Origin of the sequence: Sulfitobacter sp. F26169L (assembly GCF_026410285.1) — a bacterium.
In the GTDB taxonomy this organism is placed as follows: domain Bacteria; phylum Pseudomonadota; class Alphaproteobacteria; order Rhodobacterales; family Rhodobacteraceae; genus Sulfitobacter.
In genome coordinates this window covers 20,393-47,070 of record NZ_JAPMLP010000009.1, presented here as the reverse complement: position 1 = coordinate 47,070, position 26,678 = coordinate 20,393, and the positions used below count along the sequence as shown (strand labels likewise).

Annotated in this window: 19 protein-coding genes; 6 read left to right on the top strand and 13 right to left on the bottom strand. The window is 56.2% G+C overall.

The features are described 5' to 3' along the window. The 11 genes from OS189_RS16215 to OS189_RS16165 form a co-directional block, all read right to left on the bottom strand. Window positions 1-3,126: an efflux RND transporter permease subunit gene (locus OS189_RS16215; protein WP_267168383.1), complete on the bottom strand. Its 3,126-nt coding sequence runs from the start codon at window positions 3,124-3,126 to the stop codon at window positions 1-3. Next, window positions 3,123-4,298, bottom strand: coding sequence for an efflux RND transporter periplasmic adaptor subunit (locus OS189_RS16210; protein WP_267168382.1), 1,176 nt, complete (start codon window positions 4,296-4,298; stop codon window positions 3,123-3,125). Before OS189_RS16210 ends, OS189_RS16215 begins: the two co-directional genes overlap by 4 nt. An 845-nt stretch (window positions 4,299-5,143) precedes the next feature. Continuing rightward, a complete protein-coding gene (locus OS189_RS16205; protein ID WP_267168381.1) occupies window positions 5,144-5,917 on the bottom strand; it encodes a hydroxypyruvate isomerase family protein in 774 nt (257 codons plus the stop codon). Beyond that, window positions 5,917-6,564 (bottom strand): 3-oxo-tetronate 4-phosphate decarboxylase, encoded by a 648-nt coding sequence (otnC, locus tag OS189_RS16200; RefSeq protein ID WP_416237490.1) that lies wholly within the window; start codon window positions 6,562-6,564, stop codon window positions 5,917-5,919. The genes OS189_RS16205 and otnC overlap by 1 nt, the downstream gene beginning before the upstream one ends. Then, entirely contained in the window at window positions 6,564-7,799 is a 1,236-nt protein-coding gene (gene otnK, locus OS189_RS16195) for a 3-oxo-tetronate kinase (protein ID WP_267168379.1), read from the bottom strand. Before otnK ends, otnC begins: the two co-directional genes overlap by 1 nt. Further along, on the bottom strand, window positions 7,799-8,683 hold the full coding sequence (ltnD, locus tag OS189_RS16190) for an L-threonate dehydrogenase (protein ID WP_267168378.1): 885 nt from the start codon (window positions 8,681-8,683) through the stop codon (window positions 7,799-7,801). The genes otnK and ltnD overlap by 1 nt, the downstream gene beginning before the upstream one ends. A gap of 3 nt (window positions 8,684-8,686) precedes the next feature. Continuing rightward, complete coding sequence (locus OS189_RS16185; RefSeq protein WP_267168377.1) at window positions 8,687-9,967, bottom strand: TRAP transporter large permease; 1,281 nt, start codon at window positions 9,965-9,967, stop codon at window positions 8,687-8,689. Further along, window positions 9,964-10,470 (bottom strand): TRAP transporter small permease, encoded by a 507-nt coding sequence (locus OS189_RS16180; protein ID WP_267168376.1) that lies wholly within the window; start codon window positions 10,468-10,470, stop codon window positions 9,964-9,966. Before OS189_RS16180 ends, OS189_RS16185 begins: the two co-directional genes overlap by 4 nt. Window positions 10,471-10,541: 71 nt before the next feature. Beyond that, a complete protein-coding gene (locus OS189_RS16175; RefSeq protein WP_267168375.1) occupies window positions 10,542-11,513 on the bottom strand; it encodes a TRAP transporter substrate-binding protein in 972 nt (323 codons plus the stop codon). 57 nt (window positions 11,514-11,570) lie between these two features. Further along, complete coding sequence (gene denD / locus OS189_RS16170) at window positions 11,571-12,557, bottom strand: D-erythronate dehydrogenase (protein WP_267168374.1); 987 nt, start codon at window positions 12,555-12,557, stop codon at window positions 11,571-11,573. Further along, window positions 12,554-13,306, bottom strand: coding sequence for a FadR/GntR family transcriptional regulator (locus tag OS189_RS16165; RefSeq protein ID WP_267168373.1), 753 nt, complete (start codon window positions 13,304-13,306; stop codon window positions 12,554-12,556). Before OS189_RS16165 ends, denD begins: the two co-directional genes overlap by 4 nt. Window positions 13,307-13,534: 228 nt before the next feature. On the opposite strand from OS189_RS16165, the gene OS189_RS16160 reads away from it, so the two are divergent. The 4 genes from OS189_RS16160 (at window position 13,535) to repC (ending at window position 19,382) form a co-directional block, all read left to right on the top strand. Continuing rightward, window positions 13,535-15,580, top strand: coding sequence for an NADH:flavin oxidoreductase (locus tag OS189_RS16160; RefSeq protein ID WP_267168372.1), 2,046 nt, complete (start codon window positions 13,535-13,537; stop codon window positions 15,578-15,580). A 323-nt stretch (window positions 15,581-15,903) separates the two neighbouring features. After that, the gene (gene repA / locus OS189_RS16155; protein WP_267168371.1) at window positions 15,904-17,094 is read left to right on the top strand and encodes a plasmid partitioning protein RepA; all 1,191 of its coding nucleotides are present in this window, start codon (window positions 15,904-15,906) and stop codon (window positions 17,092-17,094) included. Next, window positions 17,094-18,071 (top strand): plasmid partitioning protein RepB, encoded by a 978-nt coding sequence (gene repB, locus OS189_RS16150; protein WP_267168370.1) that lies wholly within the window; start codon window positions 17,094-17,096, stop codon window positions 18,069-18,071. The genes repA and repB overlap by 1 nt, the downstream gene beginning before the upstream one ends. Window positions 18,072-18,296: 225 nt before the next feature. Beyond that, on the top strand, window positions 18,297-19,382 hold the full coding sequence (gene repC / locus OS189_RS16145; protein ID WP_267168369.1) for a plasmid replication protein RepC: 1,086 nt from the start codon (window positions 18,297-18,299) through the stop codon (window positions 19,380-19,382). A 23-nt stretch (window positions 19,383-19,405) separates the two neighbouring features. Here repC and torT read toward each other — a convergent pair whose 3' ends face one another. After that, window positions 19,406-20,455 carry a TMAO reductase system periplasmic protein TorT gene (torT, locus tag OS189_RS16140; protein ID WP_267168368.1) on the bottom strand — a complete coding sequence of 350 codons (1,050 nt, stop codon included), beginning with the start codon at window positions 20,453-20,455 and terminating at the stop codon, window positions 19,406-19,408. On the opposite strand from torT, the gene OS189_RS16135 reads away from it, so the two are divergent. After that, window positions 20,454-23,144: an ATP-binding protein gene (locus tag OS189_RS16135; RefSeq protein WP_267168424.1), complete on the top strand. Its 2,691-nt coding sequence runs from the start codon at window positions 20,454-20,456 to the stop codon at window positions 23,142-23,144. The genes torT and OS189_RS16135 overlap by 2 nt on opposite strands. Here OS189_RS16135 and OS189_RS16130 read toward each other — a convergent pair. Continuing rightward, window positions 23,141-23,845, bottom strand: coding sequence for a response regulator (locus OS189_RS16130; RefSeq protein WP_267168367.1), 705 nt, complete (start codon window positions 23,843-23,845; stop codon window positions 23,141-23,143). The genes OS189_RS16135 and OS189_RS16130 overlap by 4 nt on opposite strands. 115 nt (window positions 23,846-23,960) lie before the next feature. Here OS189_RS16130 and OS189_RS16125 point away from each other — a divergent pair, with 115 nt between their 5' ends. Beyond that, entirely contained in the window at window positions 23,961-26,633 is a 2,673-nt protein-coding gene (locus OS189_RS16125; protein WP_267168366.1) for a molybdopterin-dependent oxidoreductase, read from the top strand. Window positions 26,634-26,678 lie beyond the last annotated feature (45 nt).

The following is a 26,678-nucleotide window of genomic DNA, read 5'->3' as shown; positions in this document are numbered from 1 at the left end:
TCACTGCGCGGGGGTGGCTGTCTCCATCACCTTTTCCGCCTCGCGCAGCTCGTCGCGCAGGCGCGCTTCGCCTTGTGCTTTGGGGATTGAAAAACGCGCCAGCAGCAAAAAGGCAACCGGCGTCAGATAGAGCGTCGACAGCGTTGCCATGCCAAGACCGCCAACAATCACCCAGCCCAACGCCTCGCGCGCTTCGGCCCCTGCCCCCGCAGACAGGATCAGCGGCACACAGCCCAACACGGTAGAGGTCATTGTCATCATCACAGGCCGCAAACGGATGGTGGAGGCATCAAGGATCGCGTCATGTACGCTTTGCCCCTTGTCGCGCAACTGGTTGGCGAATTCGACAATCAGAATACCGTTCTTGGCCATGATACCGATCAGCATCACCAGCCCGATCTGGGAATAGACATTCAGGCTCTGCCCCGTCAGCAACAGCGCGAACACAGCACAGGCCAGCCCCACAGGCACTGTTGCCATCACCACCACAGCGGAAATAAAGCTTTCGAATTGCGCTGACAGCACCAGAAACACCACCAGAATGGCAAAGCCGAATGTGACAAACAGCCCCGCGTTTGTCTGGTCCAGCGTGGCGGCCTCGGCCAATGGCACAATGCGGTTGTTTTCGGCCAGCACATCATTGCCAATTTCGCGCACCTGCGCCAGCGCATCACCCAGCGACATTTCCGGCGTCAGACCCGCGGACAGTTCCACCGATCTGTTTTGCCCTTCGCGGTTCAGCTCCGGCGCAACCGCGCGTTCTTCCAGCGTAACAAAGCTGGACATCGGCACCATCTGCCCCCTGCCCGTCTGCACAAAGACATTTTCCAGATCACCCGGATCATTCACCGGCGTCGATGTGGACAAAACCTGCACTTCATAGCTGCTGTCATCAATGAACACCGAAGCCACCGTGCGCCCGTCCAGCACCGCCTGCAAGGCCTGCCCCAGTCCGGTGATATCAATCCCCAGATCAGCCGCCAGCGCGCGATCTATGTTTACAAACAACTGCGGCTGCGTTGTTTCATATTCCAGCCGCACCTGCCCCATACCCCCGATCTGACGCATCCGGTCCACCATGATCTCCGCCACTTCCGCCAGCTGGTCATAACTGTCGCCGGTGATCGCAAACGCAAGCCCCCTGCCCGCCCCGCGTATCCCAAGCGAGTTGGGCTGGATGGCAAAGGCGCGCACACCGATGATCCCGCGCAGCTTGCCGTTGATTTCGGAAACGATGTCTTGCTGGCTGCGCGTGCGGTCTTCCCAGTTTGCCAGTGTAAACACCATGAACCCGCGGTTGTCCGCACCGAAACCGGTGATCGAGAATATATTTGTCACCTCGCCCTTTTCATACAGCGGCGTCACAATATCCTCGATCTGGCGCATCTTGGTCTGGGTGTATTCCAGCGCCACGCCCTGCGGCGCCGTCACGCTGAGCAGGGCAACCGCGCGGTCTTCGGACGGGGTCAGCTCCTGCCGGATGCTGCCTGCCATCAGCGCCGCTGTTGCAACCACAAACACCGCAGTCAGAAGCACGGCATACGGCATCGCCAGAGCGCCGCGCAACGTGAGTTTGTAAAACGACATCAGCTGCGTGCCGAGCCAGATCATCGGGCCGCGTGCATCCTTGTCTGGTGCCTTGGTCAAAAGGCGGCTGGCCAGTACGGGGCACAAGCTGAGTGCGACAACCGATGACAACAGCACCGCCATCGCCAGCGTAAAGCCGAATTCACGAAACAGGCCACCCGCCTGCCCCGGCAAAAATGACAGCGGTACAAACACCGCCGCCAGCGTGGCAGTGGTGGTCACAACCGCAAAGAAAACCTGCCGCGTGCCATTCACCGCCGCCGCCCGTGGCCCCATGCCGGCGGCGCGCATCCGCACGATGTTTTCCAGAACAACAATCGCATCATCTACCACCATCCCCGTTGCCAGCACCAGCGCCAGCAGCGTCAGGATGTTGATGGAAAACCCGACTAGATAAATCGCCGCCAATGTGCCGATCAACGCCACCGGAAGCGTCAGCGCGGGGATAAGTGTGGCGCGCACATCGCGCAGGAAAATGAAGATCACCGCGATGACAATCACAATCGCAATCCCCAGCGTCATCACAACTTCTTCGATGGAACCTGAAATAAATGTCGCGTCGTCGGAGGTGACAAAGATGCTGATGTCATCGGGCAAGGTGCGGTCCAGCTCCGCAACCACCTCGCGCACATTTTTGGAAATTTCCAGCGTGTTGGAGGTGGCCTGCCGGATAATGCCCATGCCGATGCCCTGCTGACCGTTGGCGCGCAGCGCGGTTTCCCCCGGTGCAGGCCCCAGCGTGACGCGCGCAACATCGCGCATCTTCACGTTTTCCGAAATCTCCAGCGCCTCGAAGGCCTCTGTCGTGGCGACACTGGCAACCGTACGCACGTTGATCGACTGGCGCGCGCCTGCCAGATCACCCGCAGGCGCATCATAGGCGACGTTCGCAAGCGTCCGCTGCACATCGCCCAGCGTAAGCCCCCTGCTGGCCAGTTCAAGCTGGTCGATATCGACGCGAAACACCGGCTCGCGGTCGCCGTACACTTGCAGATCGGCCACCCCGTCCACCGATATCAGCCTGTCCTCGACCCGGTCGCGCACGATTTCGGTCAGTTCCTGTGGCGAACGGCCCGACGAAGTGACAGCGATCCGCATAACCGCCTGTGCGTTTGCATCCGCCTTGACGATCTCTGGCTGGTCGGCCCCTTCGGGCAGCTGGTTCACAATCCGCGCCACAGCATCGCGCACGTCCATCGCGGCCACATCAACATCGACGTTATCGGCAAATTCCAGCGTGACACGGCTGCGCCCGAACCGCGAGTTGGACGAGATTGTGCGCACACCAGACACACGCCCGACAGCGCCCTCGATCCGTCCGGTCAGTTCCTGATCGACGGATTCCGGCGACGCACCCGAAAACCGCGTGGTGACCGACACAACAGGACGGTCCACGTTCGGCAATTCCCTGATCTCGGCGCCGAAAAGCCCGGCCAACCCTGCAAGGATGATCAGCGCGTTCAGGACAAATGCAAGGATCGGACGGCGTACAAACAGCGCCGTGCCCGAGGATGATGTGACATCAGCCGCTGCGCTCACAGTGCCTCCTCCTGCGCGGCGGGGGTTTGGACGTCTGCGTCGTCCTCCGGCTGGCGGATCGTTACCGCAGCGTTTTCCCGCAGGGTTTGCACCCCTTCGGTCACAACCGTATCACCAACCACCAGATCGTCGGACTTGACCAGCACCGCGTCTTGGTTGCGCTGGATAATCGCCACCGGCATTTGAATCACTTTGCCCTCACGCACGGCCCAGACAAACGGGCCATCGCTGGACCATTGCACCGCAAGCGGCGCGATCGACAACAGGGTTTCACCCGGGAAAGACAATCTGACAGAAAAGGCCATCCCCCCGCGCAGCAGGTTTTGATCGTTTTCGACCACACCGCGCACCAGCATTGTACGGCTGGCACGATCAACCACGGTGTCAATCGCGTCTATCTGTCCCGTCAGCGTCACGTCGCGCAGCCCCAGCGGAACAATCCTGATCTGCTGCCCTCTTTCGATGGCGCCGATAAAGCGTTCAGGCACGCGGAAATCGATCAGGATGCGCGAACGGTCGGTAATGGTGGCAAGCTGCTCCTGACTGGCCAGCCGGTCACCTTCCTGAATGTCGGTTAATCCGACATAACCCGAAATCGGCGCGGTGATCTGGCGCTGCGACAGATCGTATTCCGCTTTTCGCAGTGTCAGTTCAGCATTGCGCAATGCAATTTCCGCCTCGCGCAGGCGCACTTCGGTGACAGCGCCGGTGCCTTGCAAACGCCCGACCCGTTGTGTCTCTGCCTGCACGTCTTCCAGCCGGATCTGGGCCAGCTCCAGCGCGATCTGCTCGGCCTCGTCGTCAAGCTGCGCGATCACGATGCCCGCATCTATGGTTTCACCGCCTGTCAGGTTCAGCTTTTCAATCAGCCCTGTCGCGTTGGACCGTACCGTCACAGAGCGCCATGCCCGCCCGTCGCCGATGGCCGTGATCCGGTCTGTCTGCGCCTGTTCCTCTACCTGCGCAACAACGACCTGTGTTTCCCCACCGCCAAAGCCCCGCCGCTCGCCCGCTGTACCCTGGCTGTCTTCTCCCGCTGTCTCGATGCCCAGCAGGTCGAGCAGCCCCGTGCGCTGCAACAGCGGATGGGCGGCGGGCACATAGGCGATCCAGACATACAGGCCAATCGCCAGAACAATTAAAAGTGCAGCAACTTGTTTGAGCGCCTTCATGGAGAAACTTTCTTCGATCGTCTGTAAAATGTTTTCACAAGCATAAAGCAGAGTTGTGTGCCAATCTTGGCATATATCTTCGCCACTGACCTAGCCTCTGAATCGGGAAGAGCAAAGATCATCTTGCTATTTCAGAGGGTATCAGCCCGAACCTTCTGCGCAAGGGTGCGCGGTTCACCTGCGAAATAGCGGCATTATCGCTCGCTACAGGATCGCGGCAACAATGACTGCTAAATCTTCATCGCCGACTGTACCCCGAACAATGGTCCGATCAATTCGGATAAAGAAAGTGATCGCGTTCTTGGCCTTCACGGTGCCAACTCAGGCAGAGGGGAATGGCGATAAACAACCGGACGCAGACCAGATGCATTTCTTCTATCAGACCAACGTGCCTTTATGGCCTGATATGATATGTTCTCCTTTGTTGGTTTGTGTTGCGGTACGGTACCGGGGCGTCCTGAAAAACCTCCTCAAAATTCATGAATCACTGTTCAGGTGGGTGACCCCTACAGGATCTCGCGATGCCAGTTGAGCTATTGGTCCACCGTCGGAAAGAAACCCGCCAAGATAGAACACGCCCGATACACAATCCTGAACGATCAAAGTAAGAGGAACAAAACTGGCGGCTCTCCAACCTGTCCCACGCACCCGTCTTGCCAGAAACTTAGAGCGGAACATAATTTGCAGCTAATTCGGGGTTGATTAGCAGGCGAAATACTTTCGCCGTTATCAATTAAACCGCATTGAGTTCGGTTTCTCCACACTTAGATTACAGCGTACTCAAACGCTTATCACAGTTCAGAGCAAGCCTAGCGCTTATGTTTGTTGTCGTACCAACCTTTGATCTAGGCGTTACCCTTCAGCGCCCTCATCCAACCTAGACCGTCCTGCGTTGTTGTGCGGGGGCGGTACTCGGCGCCGATATGACCGTTGTAGCCGAGGTCCTGCAAATGTTTCATCAACCAAGGGTAATCCACCTCGCCCTGATCCGGTTCTGTTCGGTCCGGCACAGCGGCAATCTGGATGTGTCCGATTATTGGCAAGAGTTCTTCAATCGTTTTTGCCAGATCACCCTGCATGATCTGCATGTGATAACAATCAAACATTATTTTAAGTTCGGGGCGCGCAAGATCGTTGATAATCCGCTCGGCGTGGGCGGTGCCTGACAGATGATATCCGGCAACGTCACGGGTGTTGATGGGTTCAATCAGGACACCGATATCGTGCTGCGCGGCCAGATCACAGGCGTAATTCAGGTTGTCGCGAAAGCAGTCTTCGGTGGCTGTGCCGCCATCGGTGCGCCCTGCCATGACGTGCACCGCTTCTACTCCTGTCGCGGCGGCATAGGTAAATGCGCGTTCAATCTCGGCGCGCGCTTCTTCTGCGCGACCGGGCAACGCCGCTAGCCCAAAATCACCAGCCGCACGATCACCGGGCCAGGTATTCATCCCCAGCATTCGCAATCCGGTTTGTGTCAGCGCGGCCTTCAATTTTTCGGGGGGCGTATCATATGGGAAGTGACACTCAAGCGCGTCAAACCCATCCACGTTGGCGGCGTGAACGGCATCGGTCAGGGAAAGATCAGTGTACAAAAAGCCAAGGTTAGCCGAGAATTTCATCAATCATCCCACTCTACATCAAATTTGGTTACCAGCGCCTGTACTTCTGTGTCGGACAACCCGCGTGCGTTCATGCCGCGCAGCATCATCGCCAGCCGCGCGGTATCTTCCAGCTCTTCAATCGCATTACACGCAGCCTCGATATCTTTGGCCGCAACGACAGGCCCGTGATTCGCCAGCATCACCGCGCTACGCTTTCCTGCAAGTCCGCGCACCGCGTCGCCCATGGCCGGATCACCCGGCATAAAGAATGGCAACAGCTTCACGCGCCCCAGCTTCATAATCCCGTAAGGCGTTAGCGGCGGCAGGAAGTTGTCGGCGTCCACCTCTGGTAACGTCGACAGAGCGACCGAGTGGCAGCTGTGCAAATGCACCACTGCACCGGCGGTGCTGCGTGTGTCGTAAAATGCCTGGTGCAGTGGCATTTCCTTGGTGGGCCGGTCGCCGTCAATCAAGGCGCCACCGGCATCAAACCGCGACAGGCGCGCCGGGTCAAGCCGCCCGAAACTGGTACCGGTTGGCGACACCAGCAGGCCGCCATCCTCTGTACGGGCCGAGATGTTACCGGTGCTGCCGCCCGTCAGTCCGCGGTCGAACATGGATTTGGCCAACAGGCAAATCAGCTCACGCAGTTCGGCTTCGCGCATCACCCCTGCCCCAGAATTTTTGCCGCTTTTTCAAAATAATCTTCGCTGCCGAAGTTACCTGATTTCAGCGCGATCACCAACGTATCACTGGCGCGCAAGGCTGGCACACCGGGATCAATCTCGGGGCCGATCTCAAGCTTGTCGATTTCAAGTGCTTCAACCACCGCGCCGGACGTTTCGCCCCCTGCGGTCAGGATGCGGGACACGCCGAGCTTCACCATAATATGCGCTGTTTTGCCAAAGAACTCTTCCAACGCATGCGCGGCTGTGTCACTTCCAAACCGCGCCTGTGTGGCGGCGACTTCGTCAGGGTTTGCAGAGCTGTAGGCAAGGGGCAGACCGTCGGTTTCAGCCAACCATTGGGCAACCTCTTGCGGGGTTTGCCTTCCCTCAATCACATCTGCCGGATCAACTTTCAGGCTCGGGTAGCGGGCGATATGATAGTCGATCTGCGCACGTGTCGTGGTCGAGCATGAACCGGACAGGATCGCCGCCTTACCGGTCTGCGGCTGCCACGGTACTTTTGCAGGCGTGATACCGAAATTTGCAGGCAGACCCAGTGCCACGCCAGAGCCGCCCGTAACCAGCGGCAATCCTCTGGCCGCTGCACCGATCTGCTCCAGATCACTATCGCGCAGTGCATCAACGATAATCATCCGGTGGCCTGCGCTATGTTCTTCCTCCATCCGCGCCGCAATCGCCTGCGCACCCTCAAACACCACCTCGGCAGGAACATGGCCCACCGAATATGCGCTTTGCGCTGCCATCAGACGGCGCAGGCTTGCATCCTTCATCGGGGTCAGCGGGTGGTTTTCCATTCCGCTTTCGTTCAGCAAGGCGTCTTTAACAAACAAGTACCCCTGATAGACCGACCGCCCTGCTCCCGGAAACGCTGGGCATACGATAACTTTATGCGCGTTCAGTGCATCGGCCAATGCATCGGCAACCGGTCCGATGTTGCCCTGATCCGTGCTGTCGAAAGTCGAGCAGTATTTGAAAAATATCTGCTCACAACCCTGCGCCTGAAGCCACTCCAACGCCTCAAGCGATTGCTTCACTGCCTCCGCAGGCGCAATCGAGCGGGATTTAAGCGCAACAACACCAGCCTGCACGTCCCTGCCCGCAGCCACTGACGGTATGCCGCTGTACTGCACGGTGCGCATCCCTGCCTTGGCCAGGGTATTGGCCAGATCGCTGGAGCCTGTGAAATCATCCCCGATACATCCCAAGAGCATTAGCTATCTCCAACCAGCTTTACACCGCCCTGACGGGCAAAATACTTGGCAATCGCGGCATCATCTTCCTGCCCCAGCCCCGCCTCTGACGCAGCGCGAAACTGCGCCAGCGCATTGGCGCTGATTGGCACAGGCAAGCCCGATGCCGCCGCGATATCGCCCACGATGCCCAGATCTTTCAGCCAGATATCGACTTTGGAGCGCGGGGTGTAATCACCCTCCACTACATGGGGCGCGCGGTTTTCGAACATCCATGACGTTCCTGCAGAGGCCGAGATCACCTCAACCACTTGTGCGGCGTCCAAACCTTGTGACGCGCCAAATGCCATCGCCTCGCCCATCGCGGCGATGTGAACCCCCGCCAACAGCTGGTTTACCGCCTTCATCGCAGAGCCTGCGCCAGCATGATCACCCAGACGATGAACAGTCTCTGCCATAGCCTCTAGCAAAGGCGCTGACGTGGTGAACGCATCCGCCGAACCTGACGCCATGATTGAAAGCTGTCCCGCAGCGGCCTTTATCGCGCCACCGGAAATAGGCGCATCCAGATATGAAAATCCACGCGCCTTCGCCACTGCTTCCATCTCGGCTGCGAACGCAGGCGACACCGTAGCACAAGAGAGGATCACGCCGGTTGCACGCAGCCGCTGTGACACATCTTGATCACCAAACAGCACAGCACGGGTTTGATCGGCATTCAGAACAACACTGACAAGCGCATCTGCCTGCGCGTCATCTTCACCAAAGGGTGACCCGCCCTGCGCACATAGCATGTCAACGCGTGCGGTATCAGGATCATAACCGCGAACGATATGGCCTGCCCGCACAAGGCTGACCGCCATGCCAAGGCCCATTGACCCCAAGCCTACAAAATCAACCAGCATTGATTATTCTCCAAATACCCATTCGACAGGCCACAGCGTGATTGCAGGAACGTAGGTGATAACCATCAACGCCGCGAAAACGGTCAGCACAAACCAGACGAGTTGCGGGATGATTTTTTCCACCCGCAGGTTGGCGACGGCGCAGGCGGCAAACAGGTTCACCCCCAGCGGTGGCGTGATCATCCCCAGCGCCAGATTGACCACAATGATCAGACCGAAGTGCACAGGATCGACACCGTAACTGAGCGCGATTGGCGTCAGGATTGGGGCCAGAACAAGGATCGCCGCCGAAGTTTCAATGAACATGCCCACGATCAGCAGCAGGAAGTTCACCGCCAGCAGAAATGCAATGCGGCTTTCGAATACGTCGCGGAACCATGCCGCGATTTCATTGGGCAGACCGGAGCGTGTGATCAGGAACGAAAACAACGCCGCCGCCGAAATGATAATCATAATCGCGGAAGTCGAGATGATCGTTTTCTTCAGAATTTCAGGAAGATCGTGATATTTCAGCTCACCATAAATGCCCATCCCCACAATCAGTGCGGCAGCAACGGCGGCGGCACTTGCCTCGGTCGGCGTGAAAATGCCGGAGTAGATACCACCGAGGATCACAACAGGGACCATCAAAGCGGGCAGCGCGGCCCACAGCGCGGCACCTGGGCGGGAGCGGCCCATGCCGTCCTCCTTGCCAATGCCGCGCACGCGGCAGATGACCAGAACCAGCGCCATTAGAGAGCCAGCTACAACCAATCCAGGTCCAAGCCCCGCGACAAACAACTTACCAATCGAGGTATCTGTCGAGACACCGTAAAGGATCAGCGGAATAGATGGCGGGATCAAAACGCCCAGCTCTGCCGAGGACGCCTGAATAGAAGCGGCAAGCGGTTTGGGATAATTGTGTTTCACCATCGCGGGGATCAGAATTGCACCGATCGCAAAAGTTGTTGCCACGGATGATCCGGAGACAGAGGCGAACAACATGCACGTCAGAACACACGTGCAGGCCAGACCGCCCTGTATCCCGCCAACCAGTGATTTTGCCAGTTCTACCAGGCGGTGCGAAATACCCCCCGCCGACATCAGATTCCCTGCAAGGATAAACAGCGGGATCGCCATCAGGGGAAAACTGTCGATGCCGGTAAACATGCGCTGCGCCACCAGCAACAGCGGCAAGCGCCCGCTTGCCTCGATCCCGATGACTGACGCAAGTCCGATAGCGACCGCAATAGGTACGCCAAGGACAAAAAGAATACCGAGTGAAAGACCAAGTGCGCTGTTCATTGTACATCTTCCGCGTTGCGCGCGATCAGCCAGTCACCCTGCACAGCGCGCACCATTGCCGCCAGAATGGCGACCAGTATGAATGCGGAGCCGACAGGCAAAGCGGCGTAAACCCAAGCGATTGAAACTTCAAGCGCGGCAAGGCTTTGCGGAATAACCCGCAGGGTCATCAGATACCCTTGCCACAGCAAGACAGAGAAAAATATCAAAGAGCCGATACTGGCCAGAATATAGACCCAAAGGCCCAGACGGGGCGGCAGTGCGTTCTGGATCACATCAACCGAAATCATCGCGCCGTGCCTGAAGGCAACGGCAACTCCCAAGAACACCGACCAGATCATCGCGGAGCGGGTGATCACCTCTGACCAGGTCGAAGGCGCGCCAAAGGCGAACCGCGTAACAACCTGATATAGCGCCAGCGCAGCGGCGATAACCAGAAATGCAATAGAGAGCCTTTGCGCCAGCCCTGTCGTAAAATCTTCGAGACGCAGGAAATAGCGCATTGCGGTGCCTCATGGAGATTGGAGAAATCGGAAAAACAGGCGCGGTGTTTTCCGCGCCTGTTCATGTTGTGTTATTTTACGGCTTGAATACGCTCGACCAGTTCGGTTCCGTACTGATCGGTGTAAACCTTGTATGCAGGCTCGGCCAGTTTGGCGAATGGTGCCTTGTCGATGTCGGTGATGACTTCCATACCGTTCTCGCGCAGCAGGGCAACGCCCGCATCTTCCAGCCGGTTCACTTCGGCACGTGTGGCCACTGCCGATGCCTTGGCCGCCTCGTAGAACCAGCCTTTCTGCTCGTCACTCAGACCGTCGATCAGAACCGGCGATGCCAGAACGGCAACCGGTGAATAGACGTGGCCGGTCAGAGATACGTGGCCCTGAACCTCCCAGAACTTCGATGCGGTGATAACCGTCACAGGGTTTTCCTGCCCGTCAACAACACCCTGCTGGAGTGCTGTAAACAGCTCGGGGAATGCCATTGGTGTCGGCGCTGCGCCCATCTGGGAAAACGCTTCCATATGAACCTTGTTTTCCATGGTGCGCAGTTTCAGCCCCTCCAGATCGGCAGGTGTGCGAACAGGACGTTGGGAGTTTGTCACATGGCGGAAACCGTTTTCAGACCATGCAAGACCAACCAACTGGTTTTCGTCGATCTTTTTCAGCAGTTCCTGACCGATTTCACCATCCAGCACCGCCCGGGCGTGATCATAATCGCGGAACAGGAAAGGCAGGTCCAACGCATAGACTTCAGGAACAAAGTTTCCCAAGGGGCCGGTGGATGTAATGACGACATCAAGCGAGCCGATCTGTAAGCCTTCGATCATGTCACGCTCGCCGCCCAACTGGCCAGCGGGGGCCTGCTCGCCGGTGAATTCACCACCCGACAGCTCCTCGAGCTTGGCGATGAAGGCATCCGCGCCCAGACCGTAGTGCGAAGTGGGTGACAGCGAATGACCGATCACGATGGATTGCTCCGCCTGTGCGGATGTGAAGGCAAAAGTAGCAATCGCGCCTGCAACTGCAAAAATTGTATGTTTCATTTTGGTTCCTCCCAAAAGTGTCTGGTTACGTCGTTTTAATGTGGTGAAGCGGCAGCATCACGCACCGTTCAGGGTTTTTTGGCCCATCTCATCCTCCAGATAAATCTCGATGATTTCCTGAAAGGAATTTTCTGCACGAAAGCCCATTTCAAGAGCGCGTGCGGTATCAAAATCGCGTGGCCAGCCGGCTACGATATTGGCAATTGTCGCATCGGCTTCGTGGCGGATCAATGCAACAGCCCCGTCACCCGCAACTGCGCGCAAGGCTTCGATCTGGTCGCCCACCGTGGCGCTCACTCCCGGCATGGTCATGCACCGCTGCGCGCCCAGCGGTGCCGTGTCCATCGTGGCCGCATGTTCGATATAGCCGACAGCAGAACGCGGGCTCGCGAACCAGTGGCGCACATCCCTATCCACCGGCAAAATCGCCTCTTGCCCGTTCAGCGGTTCCCGCAGGATGCCCGAGAAAAAGCCCGATGCGGCCTTGTTCGGCTTTCCGGGCCGGATGCAGATCGTGGGAAAACGGATGCCGACCCCATCCAGAAGACCTCGACGGGAATAATCGTTCAGCAGCATTTCACCCATCGCCTTTTGCGCGCCGTAGCTGGTCAGCGGGGTCAGATGATAATCATCAGGAATTTTGTCGGGAAACGGTGCACCGAACACTGCCAGCGAAGACGCATATATCACGCGAGGGCAATACCCCTCATGCGCAGCAATCGCTTCCAGCAGAGCGCGGGTGCCGTCGAGATTGACGCGGTAGCCTTTCGCCATATCCGCCTCCGCTTCACCCGAGACAATGGCCGCGAGATGCACAATCACATCCGGTTTGTCCGCAACCACGCGTGAAGCGATCCCCGCTTGTGCCAGATCGGCCGCGTATGCCTCCCGCTTGCCGGTAAAATCGATGGCAACTTCGGGCGTGACCACGTCAACCAAGGTCAATGCATCGACGCTTTGCCCGTTGATCTGGCCCGATGCCGCGATCCGTTCTGCCAGTTTGCGGCCAATCATGCCCGCTGCACCGATGATCGTTACTTTCATTCTGTTGCCCTTGTTGTTGATGCTGCCAGCAGCGCGCGCGTGCTGTCATAAATCCGGTTTTCATGTATCCCAAGCGCCGCGACCAGTGCGTCCCCATCCCCTGCTTCCAGTGAAGACAGGATTACGCGGTGATCTGCAATGCTTTGCGCAATGACACCCCGTTTGGCGACTGCACGGCGGCGGTGATCCATCTGGTAGGAATAAAGCGTTGTAGCGAGATCAGATAAAACCGCATTATCACATGATTGATAGACGGCCGTATGAAACGCACGGTCCGCGATCAAAAAGCGTACCGGATCATGCAGTGCCGCTTCTTGCGCGGTGATCAAATCACGAAGATGGGCAAGCGTTGATTTTTCGACCCGACCAGCCGCCAGAACAGCCACCCGTGCCTCCACCATCAGCCGCCCTTCATGAACATCCTCCAGCGTATAGTCAGTCACGCGTCCATTCGACAATGCCGACACTCCAAGACCACCGACATCTACCGAAGCAATTCTGGTGCGCGCGCCCTGAACGATTGTGACAATCCCTTTGGATGACAGAATCATCAACGCCCCGCGGATCGTTTCACGGCTGACGCCCATCGTTGCCGCTAGATCGCGTTCGCTGGGAAGGCTGTCGCCGACATTCAGGACACCCGATGCGATCAACGTGGCAAAACGCTCTGCCACCTCGTCTTTGATGGAGCGATGGGCAACCTTTTCCAGAGGTGTGGTCGGGGCAGTCAAAAATGCAGCGTCGCCCATATCCCCCCCTAGATAACGTATTCGTACCATCGTTTCGCAAGTGGTCTAATGACTAGACCACTTATTCAATTCGTGTCAACTCGCTTGCGCAGACCTTCAAGCAACAAGTGCTACCTGCCTTTGTGCATGCCGGCGTCACAGAAAACTTGACACATGCCGATTCTGCGGCAGGCTGGCCGAGAGAAGATTTACAAGCACACATGGAATGATGATTGTGAGAATGTCCTGATGTCCAGAGATCCGCTGCTACAGTCGTACAAACTCAAACACCTGACGCTGAAAAACCGGATCATGACAACCAGCCATGAACCTGCCTATCCCGAAGATGGTATGCCCAAAGAGCGTTACCGCGCCTACCACGAAGAGCGCGCGAAAGCGGGAGTTGCGCTGGCGATGACAGCGGGATCCGCTGCGGTATCAAAAGACAGCCCACCGGTATTCAACAACATCCTTGCCTATAAAGATGAGGTCGTGCCGTGGATCCAAAACCTGTCGGACGGCTGCCATGAACACGGATGTGCCGTGATGATCCAGCTTACCCATCTGGGGCGGCGCACAACATGGAACAAGGGCGACTGGTTGCCGTCGGTCTCATCCTCAAAACACCGCGAACCCGCGCACCGTGCATTTCCAAAACTGATCGAGGATTGGGACATCGAAAGGATCATCACGGATTTTGCAGATGCTGCCGAACGTATGAAAGCAGGCGGGATGGACGGGATTGAACTGCAAGTCTACGGCCACCTGCTTGATCAGTTCTGGTCGCCCCTGACCAACGATCTGGTCGGCCCCTACGGTGCCGATACGTTGGAAAACCGCATGCGCTTCCCGCTGGATGTATTGGCCGCAGTCAGAAAGCGGGTCGGTGCTGAATTTATCGTCGGGTTCCGCTACACTGCTGACGAAGCACAAAAGGGTGGCATAACTGCCGAGGACGGTCTGGAAATTTCAAAACGCTTGGCCGCAACGGGCCAGCTTGATTTTTTGAATGTGGTCCGCGGGCGCATCCATACAGACCCCGCGATGACAGATCTGATCCCCGTTCAGGGCATGGCCAGCGCACCGCATCTGGATTTTGCAGGAGAGGTCAAAAAGCTGACCGGCATGCCGACCTTCCACGCCGCCCGCATCCCCGATGTGGCCACCGCCCGCCACGCGATAGAGGCGGGGTTGCTGGATATGGTCGGCATGACCCGCGCGCACATGGCTGACCCGCATATCGTCAGAAAGATTATGGAAGGGCGCGAAGAAGACATCCGCCCCTGTGTCGGCGCGACCTATTGCCTTGACCGGATTTATCAGGCGGGAGACGCCCTGTGCATTCACAATGCTGCAACGGGTCGTGAATTGACAATGCCGCACGATATCCCCCCTGCCCAAACGAAACGCAAAGTAGTGATTATCGGCGCGGGGCCTGCGGGGCTGGAAGCTGCGCGGGTCGCAGCCGAGCGGGGCCATCAGGTTATAGTCTTTGAAGCCCAACCCGCTCCGGGCGGTCAGATTCGCCTGACAGCGCAAAGCCCCAGACGGCGGGAGATGATTTCGATTATCGACTGGCGGATGGCCCAATGTGCGGCCCGTGATGTGGTGTTTCATTTCAACACATGGGCTGAGGCAGAGGACGTGACCGCCTTGAACCCCGATGTCGTGATTGTGGCGACAGGTGGCATACCTAACTTGGAGCTGTTTGAAACAGGCAAGGACGCAACCGAAGTCGTCAGTGCATGGGACATCATCGCAGGCGATGTAAAGCCCGCACAAAACATCCTGATCTACGATGAAAGCGGCGACCACCCTGCCCTGCAAGCCGCCGAAATAGCCGCCACTACCGGATCGAGTGTCGAAGTGATGACACCTGACCGTACGTTTTCACCGGAAATAATGGCGATGAATTTGGTTCCGTATATGCGGTCGCTACAAGAGAAAGACGTGACCTTCACAGTAACCCGCCGCCTGCTGGGCGTTGCCCGTAGCGGTAACAAGCTTACTGCAACCATCGGGACAGATTACAGCGACTTCACCGAAGACAAAGAATATGATCAGGTTATCGTGAACTATGGAACTTTGCCGCTGGACGAGCTCTATTTCAATCTCAAACCGCTCAGTTCAAACGGCGGCGCGCTGGATCATGATGCGCTGATTGCCGGAACTCCGCAAACTGTGATCCGCAACGAAAACGGCTCTTTCCAATTGTTCCGCATCGGGGATGCTGTATCTGCGCGCAACACTCATGCAGCGATTTACGATGCACTGCGCCTTGTCAAAGACCTGTAGGCGCCCGTTCCTTGGGAAGAATCGACAATTTCCGGTTGCCGCAAGGTCGGCAATGCAGCCTCTAATAACTTTGATGCAGATTGGACCAATATGTGAAACCGCTAAATCCTGAAAACCGTCAATTTTCAAAAACTTAGCGCTGACTAAGGTTATTTGTTGCAACGATCTGCCCGACTCAACGGAATCCTGAAGGCAAAAAAATGTTGCCTGTTGATAAGTTGCGTGTCATGAGTTTAATTGTCGCAAGCTGACGCAATTCACGCGGTTTAGCGACGAAACAAGTAGGCCCGCCAAGAGGCCACAAGAGCAGAGTGTATTCGGATATGAAAACTGTCGAAAACAGTTCAATCGCGGCATCTATCGCTTCGAATGCTTCCCGCCTGTCGGAAGCGCTTAACAACCATATGCGCAACAGTTTCCAGCCCGATAGCAGAAAGTCTCTCCGCAAATTCCACCCCGCCGAAGTGTCCGAGATGACGGGCATTAGCATGTCGAACCTTAGAACACGCCATCAAGAAGGCGATTTCCCAGATGTAGAGACTGATTCCAGAGGGCGCAGGCTCTACACCGCTGCGGAGATTGACCAGATCCGTCATGTAATGGCACGCACCGGACGCAACGGTGATGCGTATTTGCCCGGTCGGCGTGAAGGCGACGCGCTTCAGGTGATTTCGATTGTTAATTTCAAAGGCGGCAGCAGCAAGACAACCAGCGCAATTCATCTGGCGCAACGCTATGCCTTGCGAGGATATCGTGTACTGGCGATTGATATGGACCCGCAGGCAAGCCTGACAACAATGTTCGGATACCGCCCCGAGATCGAATTCGCGGAAAGCGGCACGGTATATGATGCGCTCAGGTACCAAGACCCCGTCCCGCTAAGCCAGATCATCCGGAAAACCTATTTTCACAACCTTGATCTGGCCCCTGCCGGTCTTCTGCTGTCTGAATACGAGACCGAGACGGCCTATGCCTTGCAGCACAAGATCGATCCGCCTTTTACTCAGCGCCTTGCAATCGCGCTGGACGAGGTCGAGGCCGACTATGACCTGGCGATCATTGATTGCCCGCCGCAACTCGGATTTACGACGATGACAGCGCTTCTGGCTTCGACAGGGTTGTTGATCACCGTTGTTCCCAGCATGCTCGACGTAGCATCCATGGCACAGTTTCTTGAGATGGCCGGTGAAACCGTTCAAACGCTTGAAGAGGCTGCGGGCCCGATCGACTGGAATTTCCTGAAGTTTTTGATCGCACGGTACGAGCCGACCGATGTTCCGCAATCTCAGATGGCGGGATTTTTGCGGTCAATTCTGTTGGATCAAGTCCTCACCACACCGATGCTGAAATCCACAGCGATTTCCGATGCGGGAATGACCCAACAAACCATTTATGAACTGGACCCGTCGCAGGTTGTCAAGAAGACCCTAATCCGCATTTTAGAGAGCGTAAACGGTGTGGCTGACGAATTTGAAAAGACAATTCAGCAGGCGTGGGGAAGGGAAACTAACTAATGGCCCGTAGAAATCTGTTCCAACCCCCTGCCCCACCGGATGCCGAAGGAAAGATCCCCGGCACAGCCAAGCAGAAATCCCGCTTTCCTAACACGGGTGCAATGAGCGGCGTGAAATCCACACTAAAAGATGTTGCCAGCAACGCCGTACGCGAAATTCCGGTAGACGCTATTGAAGAGGACGGTCCGAAGGACCGGCTTTCGTTTGCTGATACGGATGTTAAACCGCTGGCCGACAGCATCAAGTCGCATGGCCAGCAAGTGCCGATTATGGTTCGCCCCATAGCGGACCGCCCCGGGCGATACCGTATCGTGTACGGACGGCGCAGATTGCAGGCGCTGCGGTCACTTGGCATTCCGGCGAAAGCACTTGTCAGATCGCTCTCGGATGAGCAGGCCATTCTGGCGCAGGGGCAGGAGAACACCCAACGGCTTGATCCGAGTTTTATCGAGAAAGCGCTATTTGCAGCCGAACTGGCAACCAGTGGTTATGAGCAATCGGTTATTCTGGACGCCCTTGCAGTGGATAAACCAATGCTGTCGCGTATGACCAAGGTCGCGCGGTCCGTTCCCACGCCGGTGATCGAAAAGATCGGTTCAGCGCACAGTATTGGCCGGCGCCGTTGGGAGGAACTGGCTGATCAATGCCGTAACGGAAACATCGATGTGAACCGGTTGACCGAAACTCTAGATCTAGAGGCCGCAAGATCCTCTGACGAGAGGTTCGCGCGGGTGAGTGAAGCAGTTAGGAAGGCTTTGCTGGCGGAGCTGATCGATCAACCGACGCGATACCCTCCCCGTTCAATCAACCTTGATGACGGAACCGCATTAGCGGAAATGAAAGAAACCGCGCGCGCCTTGACCTTTAAACTGTCAAAGGCCAGCACACCCGAATTTGCCCGATGGATGCGTGACAACGCCGAAACCGAGCTAGCACGCCTTTATCAGGCGTGGCAGTCAGATCAAAGTACTGACTGATAAACGACAGAGCAGAAACATAACAAGAGGAGCACGGCCCACAACCCGAAAAAGAAAGAGCCCCCAAGGTATTCCCAAGAGAGCCCAATCTGTTCTTTGCACTTTCAGATTTAACAGCTTCTCAACGCCAGTCAACAACAACCGATTCGGTTGACGAAGATTTGCGGCCTTTTTCTGCCTTTCAGAAATTACGGAGCCTTTCCAAACAGGTTGTCGTGAAAAAACATGACATTTATCAAAGCAACTGCGGCCGATGGCCAGCGGACTGATGAAGTATTGTCCGCGGACAATGTAGTGCCAGAACGGCATATCGTTATCGAAACGATCCGCAATGCGGCACCGAGGCTAGGCCTGAGCCCAACAGTGATCACGACACTGGATGCGATGCTGTCGTGCCTCGCGCCAAAACGCAACCACCACACCGTTTTTGCGTCAAACTCAACGCTCACATTCCGGCGCAACGGTATCTCCGACAGAACGCTCAGGCGTCACGCTGCAATCCTGGAGGACGCCGGCCTCCTGCAACGCAATGACAGCCCTAATAAGAAGCGATTCACAAGGCACAGCAAAATGGAAGGCAAAACACTCCGCTTCGGTTTTGATCTCTCCCCCCTTTTTTCACGGCTGTTCGAAATTTCAGCACTCGCGGCGGAGGTTATTGAGGAGAAAGCCCAGATCAAATACCAACGGACAAAACTGCGTGCCATTGCTAACAACAGGATAAACGTGGACCCCGAAGATCATCTAGCACTAGCGATTTTCAAAAAACTCCGCCGCAAGCTGAGTCTTCAGAACTGCGAAGAAATGTTGATGAGTTTGCAGGAAACGACCCTTGCAGCGGAAACAGTTGATGGCTCTTACACCTCGGATACAACTCAAATGGCCGACAACGACGGTCGAAATGTCCGGCACCATCATAGGTCTAATAAAGAAGATATTGATAGAAATCCGCCATCCAGTTCACCTGATGCCGAGGTAGACATCAGTGTGTCCCAATTAAAAACCGCCTGTCCCGCAGCCATGGAATTTGCTTTGAACAAAATTGAGACTTCACATGACGTAGTTGCACATGCACGCACGCTTGCGCCGATGTTGGGGATCAATAATCAATCCTACAACGCAGCCGTTGAACACCTCGGCCAACTTCGCGCAGCGGCAACAGTTTGGGCAATCATGCAGTTTCATGAAAAGATCAAAGCTGTCGGTGCATATTTCCACTCGATCACAATTGGGAAGAAAAGCAGCGGATTCAGCCCAGAGAAGCTGATCAAGCGTTTGGTTGCGGCACAAAATTGTCCGCGGACAATTTGAGATGGTAAGCATGAAAACCCAAGTTAACGAATTTCAGGAAAATAATCCGCCGGGGACAAAAGAGCGTCAGATAAAGTTTTGTCCCTACCCGTCAATATCCTGATCTGCGGACCGATCATCACATTTTCCCCAGGATTACTTTCAAACATCATCATCTGATTTAACGCCATAATACCTTGCTTTACGGGATCATCAAAACTGGCAGCAATCACATTGCCATTTTTCAGTCCCCTTAAGATCGAATGATTTACATAAGTGGAAATGAGCAACGGCAAATTCCCACCGTCATGCACGCCATACAACCCAAACGCGGCTTCCACGGCAGGGGCACTACCAATCAAATAATCAGCATTCGGATGCTGGGAAAGGGCATTTTCCGCTAGTTCAAGTTGATTGCGAAGCCCGGTGTCTGCTTCGAAAGTTCCTATAATTTCGACCGAACTCCGGCTCAAACCCCGCACTAGTCCATTTTGCAATGGACTGGTCCATCCCGCTTCTCGTGGACCAGTGAGGAACACCGCTGTTTTTGGCGCTGAACCGACCGGATGACGCAGGGCAAGATGTTCACCAAGCCCGCGTCCCATCTCTTTCCAATCAACACCAACTCTTCCGTGCAATGTTTCAACGTCCAGCGCGTTCACAAGTCCGAATACCGGTACTTGCATGGATATCTCCGTTACAACGGAAGTCAGATCGGGGTGATCAAACGTAACTGCCCCAATGAGAATAGCGTCGACATTCATTTTGGCACAGGCTTTCAACTGCTCTATCTGCGCAATCCGTGCATGATATCCTCCTGCTTCGAAAATTAGCAGATCCACGTTTTTGCGCGCTGCTTCCTGTTCAATTCCATAGCCAACGCTAAGCCAGTATTCGTCCTTGAAATGAGGCACCAATACACAAAATTCCGGTCTGTGTTGTGCGTCCGCCGGGAGGGATGCAGCAAACACGGAAATTACACAGGGAATGATTGTGCCCACTAAGGCTGCCCCGTATTGTCTGGTGATGCAGCGAACAAGTTTTGACACAAGATTGATCCGAATACTTAGCGCGATTGGGGTCTTGGCTATCATGGTGGGTGTGGCCGCTATTGGCGTCAACTGGTATCTGATCCGCGCACAAGAACAACTGGTGGAGAAAAATTTGCCAGCGATCGCGCTTGCTAGTCAAGTCGGTGCATCAGCGGAGGTTGTCGGAGCATTGGCATTTGCATTTGTGCAAGCCAACACCTCTGACGATCTTGAACAGATTGCCAACGACCTTGAACAGGCTGTGAGCAATATCGAGGATGGGGCAGGGGCGCTGGAGCGGATGAACCCGTCAAAAACCGGTTCGCCCAACCGCTCGCAAGCGGGAGACATCGTGGCGCGGATGCGTGTTAATGCCGCGACAGAACTGCAACTCGCCGAAGATGCAAAAACGATCGCGGCGACACTCTCAGAGCAAGGCACACGTCTTGGCGCGCTCGTCGATTCCGAGACGGAACTTGCGCGGTTGCGTGTCACCTCTGCAATTGCTGAATTATACTCAATCCCACAAGGTAACGCGCGTTCCACGCTGGATGCGTTGGCAGATCGGTACTTTTTTGCTTTCGAGCGGGTGAGCGAGCTCGCCGGAACAATTGACGCAATCCGGTTGCGGTTGCAGCAAGTGCCGTCAGCGGATTCAATAGAGACGCTTCAAATGGCCCAAAGCGATATATCATCGCTTTTATCTCTGGCGTTGCGCCGCATTGTTTTTTTGCCTTCGCAGACGGCTTCGGAAGAAGCAGGGGCACTTTTGGAACAGCACGAGGCCGCGTTGGCGGCAGGAGGAATTCTTTCGCTTCAACGCGAACGGATCGCGCTGCGCGAAACTATCACCGAGGACAGTTCGAAATTACAGGTCAACATTGCTGACCTATCAGCCCGCGCGCGGCAGGCCCGTGATACTGTTCAGGCCGAAGGGTTTGCGCAGATCGCTATATCGAAAAAGCAATCAACGCGATTGTTGACGGGTTTACTCCTGCTCACAACCGGTGCGGTGATTGCGGGTGCGCTCCTGTGGGCTTACGCGCGAAAGGAGCTTATTGCACGGCTTGGCAATATCTCAAGGCGTATCGTTTCTGTCGCCAGGGGGGAATATGGCGCACCGGTTCCGATTAGCGGACATGACGAGATCGGACGGATGGAAAAGGCGCTGAACATTCTGCGCCGGCGCGCTGTTGATGCCGCGCGACTGCGCGACAGTCTGGAAGACGCTGTCATTGCGCGAACGGGCGATGTGGTGGGGGAGATGCAGGCATCAGACGCCGCGCGCGCCGAAGCCGAGGCGGCCAACCGCAGCAAGACCGAGTTTCTTGCCCGGATGAGTCACGAGATCCGCACCCCCCTGAACGGTGTCATCGGGATGCTTGATATGCTTGAGGCGGGAGAACGCAACGAAGTTCGTAAAGAGCAGACACGCTTGGCGCGCCGTTCTGCCCGTGATCTGCTTGAAATTACCAATGACATATTAAGCTTCGCCAGCGGCGAAGACCGCAGCAGCCGCGGCAATCTTGTCCATTTTTCGCTGCGCGATCTAGTGGGACAGATGGGGCACCAGTTGCAATCGGTTGCCACTACGAAGGGACTTGAAGTCGCGGTTGATCTTTCGGCCTCGGCGCCGCCGGTGCTGTTGGGTGATGTAGTGAAAATCCGCCAGATTGTCGGTAACCTGATTTCGAACGCGGTGAAATATACCAAACGGGGGACCGTGACGCTGACGGTTGACCACGCCAAGGATGAGCAAACCGGTCAGCCGGTGCTAAGTTTCACCGTCGCGGATACCGGCATCGGGATGAGCCGCGAAACGATAGCGCACGCGTTTGATGCCTATACGCGCGCAGACTCGGCGAGACTTGCAGGGATCGAGGGGCTGGGCCTTGGGTTGGCGATTTCACGTAATCTGACCGAAAGCCTCGGCGGGGGCTTAAGTGTCGAAAGTGAATACGGTGTAGGAAGCCGCTTTACGCTTACTGTGCCGCTACTGCTTGGTAATCCTGAATTGGCGGCACAAGATGAAGAGGACGCGCCGCACATATCGGCACCGCGTGATGTATTGGTAATTGATGATCACGCCGTAAACCTGATCGTCGCGCGTGGATATCTGGAGCGTTTGGGGTGCCGGGTGAGTGAGGCGTCGAACGGAACAGATGGGGTCAAGGCGGCAGCAGAGCAAAGCTTTGATCTGATCCTGATCGACCTTGACCTGCCCGACATTGGTGGTGATGAGGTGGCGCGACGGATCGGTGCGATTGATGCCAATCCAGTGCTGGTTGCGCTAACGGCGCATATGATTGCCGATACGCCGGAAAACCGCAAACGGCTGGGCGTGACGTGTATTTTATCAAAGCCGATTTCACCTCGTTCATTGGCTGATGTTTTGCAGGGAAGTGGACAGGATTTGAACGATCAGGATACCGATGCAGTATTTGAAAGCCTGCGCGGCGATGTCGTTGATTTGGGGGGGGAGACAACCGCGCAGATTGTCAGAGAGTTTCTGGATGATCTACCTGTTGCTGTTGAAACAATTCTTGCAGCGCCGCCCGAAGGCCAGCGCAAGGCGGCGCACAAACTGAAAGGTGCGGCGTCAAATTTCAGGCTTGATAAGCTGTGTTCTGTGCTTGCGCGGATAGAGGCGGCAAAGGGCAGGGCGGATGAGGCGTTGCTTGCGCAGTTGCGAGGGCAGGCGGAAATCGCGCGAGATGAGTTGCGCGCGGCTGCCGATGCTGCCGGGCTCTAGGCGGCGGACGGATCGACAAAGCGGTATCCCCGCCCGTGCTCGGTCAATATCCATTCGGGGTTTGCCGGATCGGTTTCCAGCTTCTTGCGCAGGCGGCCGACGATAACATCAATCATCCGGTCGTTCGCGCGCAGAGAAGCGCGCCCCATTATCTCGGCCAGACGCGCACGGCCAAGGGTTTGGCCCGGATGGTCGGCGAGGGCGCTCATCACGTCAAATTCCTGTCTTGTAAGGCTTTCGATACGGGCGGCGGAAACCAGTCTGCGCCGGATTCTGTCAAAACACCACGGGCCGAAATTTTCGACCGGCGGTGCCCCTTGGGGGGCTTGCCCGATGTCTGCAATCCGCGCCAACAGGTTTTTGACCCGCGCAGCCAGTTCGCGTTTATCAAACGGCTTGGTCACATAGTCATCCGCACCCATTTCCAGACCAACGATTTTATCGACCTGATCATCGCGCGCTGTCAGCAGGATAATTCCAATCCGCGACAATGCACGTTGTTCACGGGTGATGGTCAGCCCGTCTTTCCCCTCAAGATTGATATCAACCAGCAAAAGCTCTGCGGGATCGGCGCTGATGACCTTTTCCATCTCGTCAGCATTCTCTGCTTCACTGACGCGATAGCCCCGTTCGCGCAAGTAGGCGGCAAGCCGCATCCGCGTGGTTCGATCGTCTTCGACAATGAGAATATGTTGGGACATGCGGCATCTTTACAATTCTTTACATCTTTGAACAAGCTACTTTGCGCCGGATCAAGGAGGGCGGCAGTCGGTTGACATACATTTAGCCCAAATTGATCAGCCGTAGGAGGCAAGTATGTCATTCACTCAACCAACACGCCGTAGCTTTATGCAAGGTGGCGCAGCTGCGGTGGGCGCAACAAGTCTGATGGGGTCAACCGCACTTGCCGCACTTGATCCAAACTCTTTCAGCGGCCGTGTTTTCCACGCAACCCACTTTGGATCGTTCGAAGCGATCGTACGCGACGGCAAGATGATCGCCATCGACTCTGTTGAAGATGTCGATAAACGCCCGACTGCGATGCTGAACATCGGTGTGATGGACCGGACCTATGACAAATCCCGCATCAACTATCCAATGGTGCGCAAATCCTATCTGGAAGGTTGGGAAACCGGAGACTTCAAGCCTGAGCTGCGCGGCAAGGAAGAATACGTCAGGGTGGACTGGGATACCGCATGGAGTCTGACCGCCAAGGCGCTGCTGGATACTGCCGCCAACCACGGCAACCAAGCGATCTTCAGCTCGTCCTATGGCGGTTGGTCAAACGCGGGTAGCTTCCGCCCTAACGTGCTTCAGGGCCGTTTGATCAACCTGATCGGGGGCTGCACCAACACGGCGGGCGACTGGTCTGCCGGTGCCTCGCAGGTTTCCTTGCCCCATATTATCGGTGATATGGAAGTCTATTCACCACAGTCCGCGTGGGAAACCATCCGCGACGAATGTGACGTGTTTGTTCTGGTCGGATGTGATCCGGTCAAAAACAACCGTATCGAATTTACTGTGGCCGACCATGATATGTCGTCACGCTGGGAAATGATCCGCGATGCAGGCGTCAAGTTCATCTCGATCAACCCGCAGAAAACCGCATCTGACGAGGTCTTGAATGCCGATTGGGTCAAGATCGTTCCCAACACCGATGTTGCGTTGTTCCTTGCCATGGCAAACCACGTTCTTGCGCAGGGACTGGAAGATCGCGCCTATATGAATAAATACACAGTCGGTGCTGACAAATGGATCGCCTATGTAAAGGGCGAAACCGACGGCACGCCAAAAACTCCTGAGTGGGCGGCAGGGATTACCGGCATCGACGCGGAAAAAATCCGCGAACTGGCCGAACTGTTCGCCAAATCAAACACCAACATCGCCGGCGCATGGTCGCTTCAGCGGGCCCAGCACGGCGAGATGACCCACTGGGCGATCATCAACTTTGCCTCTTTGACAGGCAAAATCGGCAAGCCGGGCTCTGGCGTAGGATTCTCCTGGCACTACGGCGGTGGCGGTATGCCACAATCCGGCAAAGCGACTCCGGTTGGTATGTCGCAGGGGCGTAACTTTGTCAGAGGGATCTGCCCTGCCAGCCGGATTACCGATATGCTGGAGAACCCTGGCAAAGAGGTCTTCTACAACGGCAACACCCACACCTATCCCGACGTGAAAATGATCTTCAACGCCGGTAACAACTTTATGAGCCACCAGCAGGACACCAACCGCCTGATCCGTGCGCTTGAAAAAGTTGAAACCATCGTAAGTGTGGATGTCTGGTGGACTGCGGCAACACGCTGGGCGGATATCGTAATGCCTGCGGCGTCTACTCTGGAACAGGACGACATCAGTGTCGGCGGCACCTATTCCAACGATAAAGTCTACGCGATGAAAAAGGTGATCGAACCGATCGGCGACAGCCTGCCGGACTACGAAATCTTTGAAGGGCTGGCCGACAAGCTGGGCATCTGGGCCCAGTTCACCGACAGCGAAGACAAGATGTACCACATCAAGCTCGCCTATGAAGCGTCCGGCGCAGCCGCCCACACCCCGTTCGAGGAGTTCTGGGAGAAGGGTTATGCGCGTATGGAGGTGCCGGAAGCGGCGCACAAGTGGACCCGTCACGGCGCGTTCTACGAAGACCCGGAAGGCGCGCCATTGCACACCGCGTCAGGCAAGATCGAGATGTTCTGCGAAGATTTTGCCAAGCTTGAGCTTGACGATTGTCCGGGCATGCCGATGTGGATGGAAAAGCACGAATACCTCGGCAACGCCAAGGAAGGGCAGTTGCACGTTGTATCGCCGCACCCGTGGTTCCGCCTGCACAGCCAGATGGACCAGTCCGAAAACCTGCGCGCGCTCTATAAAATCCAGGGCCGTGAGCCGGTACGGATCAATACCGAAGACGCTGCCGCGCGCGGCATCGAAGATGGCGATCTGGTCGAGCTGTATAACGACCGTGGTACAGTGATTGCCGGCGCGGTGATCAGCGATAATATTATGCCGGGCGTTGTCTCGATCTATGAAGGTGCATGGCCATCGCTGGACAGCAAGGGGCGCTGTAACTCGGGACTTGTTAATTTCCTGACCTCTACACAGCCTTCCTCCGGTCTGGCGCAGGCGACAACTGCAAACACCGTCCTGTGCAGCATGCGCAAATGCGAAGACCCTGACGGGCCGAACATGGCGTATGAAAAGCCTGCGATCATCGAGGACATGGAAATCGCTGAAATTGACGAGGACAAGCTAGGTCTTGATCGTCTCGAAGCGCTGACCGAGAAACTCTATGCCGATATGGGGCCGGGTGAAAAAATGTACTACGAGCGCTGTACTGTTTGTCACGCGCCACGTGAGGTCACCCACTTCAGCCAGCAGCAGTGGAAAGGCATCACACCATCGATGTTCCCACGTGCCGGACTGGAAGGCGAAGAAGCCGATCTTGTCATGGAATTCCTGATGAAGAACGCTTCGGACGCGCCGAAATAGGCTCTTAGCCCCAAACCGTAGGGGCCGGATGATCCGGCCCCTGCA

Excerpts from the sequence above, each read along its gene's own strand:
- ltnD (WP_267168378.1), bottom strand. The coding sequence starts at position 8,683 with ATGCTGGTTGATTTTGTAGGCTTGGGGTCAATGGGCCTTGGCATGGCG.
- OS189_RS16165 (WP_267168373.1), bottom strand. The coding sequence starts at position 13,306 with ATGGGCGACGCTGCATTTTTGACTGCCCCGACCACACCTCTGGAAAAG.
- OS189_RS16175 (WP_267168375.1), bottom strand. The coding sequence starts at position 11,513 with ATGAAACATACAATTTTTGCAGTTGCAGGCGCGATTGCTACTTTTGCC.
- repB (WP_267168370.1), top strand. The coding sequence starts at position 17,094 with ATGGCCCGTAGAAATCTGTTCCAACCCCCTGCCCCACCGGATGCCGAA.
- otnK (WP_267168379.1), bottom strand. The coding sequence starts at position 7,799 with ATGCTCTTGGGATGTATCGGGGATGATTTCACAGGCTCCAGCGATCTG.
- OS189_RS16135 (WP_267168424.1), top strand. The coding sequence starts at position 20,454 with ATGGTGGGTGTGGCCGCTATTGGCGTCAACTGGTATCTGATCCGCGCA.
- OS189_RS16205 (WP_267168381.1), bottom strand. The coding sequence starts at position 5,917 with ATGAAATTCTCGGCTAACCTTGGCTTTTTGTACACTGATCTTTCCCTG.
- OS189_RS16210 (WP_267168382.1), bottom strand. The coding sequence starts at position 4,298 with ATGAAGGCGCTCAAACAAGTTGCTGCACTTTTAATTGTTCTGGCGATT.
- OS189_RS16185 (WP_267168377.1), bottom strand. The coding sequence starts at position 9,967 with ATGAACAGCGCACTTGGTCTTTCACTCGGTATTCTTTTTGTCCTTGGC.
- OS189_RS16130 (WP_267168367.1), bottom strand. The coding sequence starts at position 23,845 with ATGTCCCAACATATTCTCATTGTCGAAGACGATCGAACCACGCGGATG.
- repC (WP_267168369.1), top strand. The coding sequence starts at position 18,297 with ATGACATTTATCAAAGCAACTGCGGCCGATGGCCAGCGGACTGATGAA.
- denD (WP_267168374.1), bottom strand. The coding sequence starts at position 12,557 with ATGAAAGTAACGATCATCGGTGCAGCGGGCATGATTGGCCGCAAACTG.
- repA (WP_267168371.1), top strand. The coding sequence starts at position 15,904 with ATGAAAACTGTCGAAAACAGTTCAATCGCGGCATCTATCGCTTCGAAT.
- OS189_RS16160 (WP_267168372.1), top strand. The coding sequence starts at position 13,535 with ATGTCCAGAGATCCGCTGCTACAGTCGTACAAACTCAAACACCTGACG.
- OS189_RS16180 (WP_267168376.1), bottom strand. The coding sequence starts at position 10,470 with ATGCGCTATTTCCTGCGTCTCGAAGATTTTACGACAGGGCTGGCGCAA.
- torT (WP_267168368.1), bottom strand. The coding sequence starts at position 20,455 with ATGATAGCCAAGACCCCAATCGCGCTAAGTATTCGGATCAATCTTGTG.
- otnC (WP_416237490.1), bottom strand. The coding sequence starts at position 6,564 with ATGCGCGAAGCCGAACTGCGTGAGCTGATTTGCCTGTTGGCCAAATCC.
- OS189_RS16125 (WP_267168366.1), top strand. The coding sequence starts at position 23,961 with ATGTCATTCACTCAACCAACACGCCGTAGCTTTATGCAAGGTGGCGCA.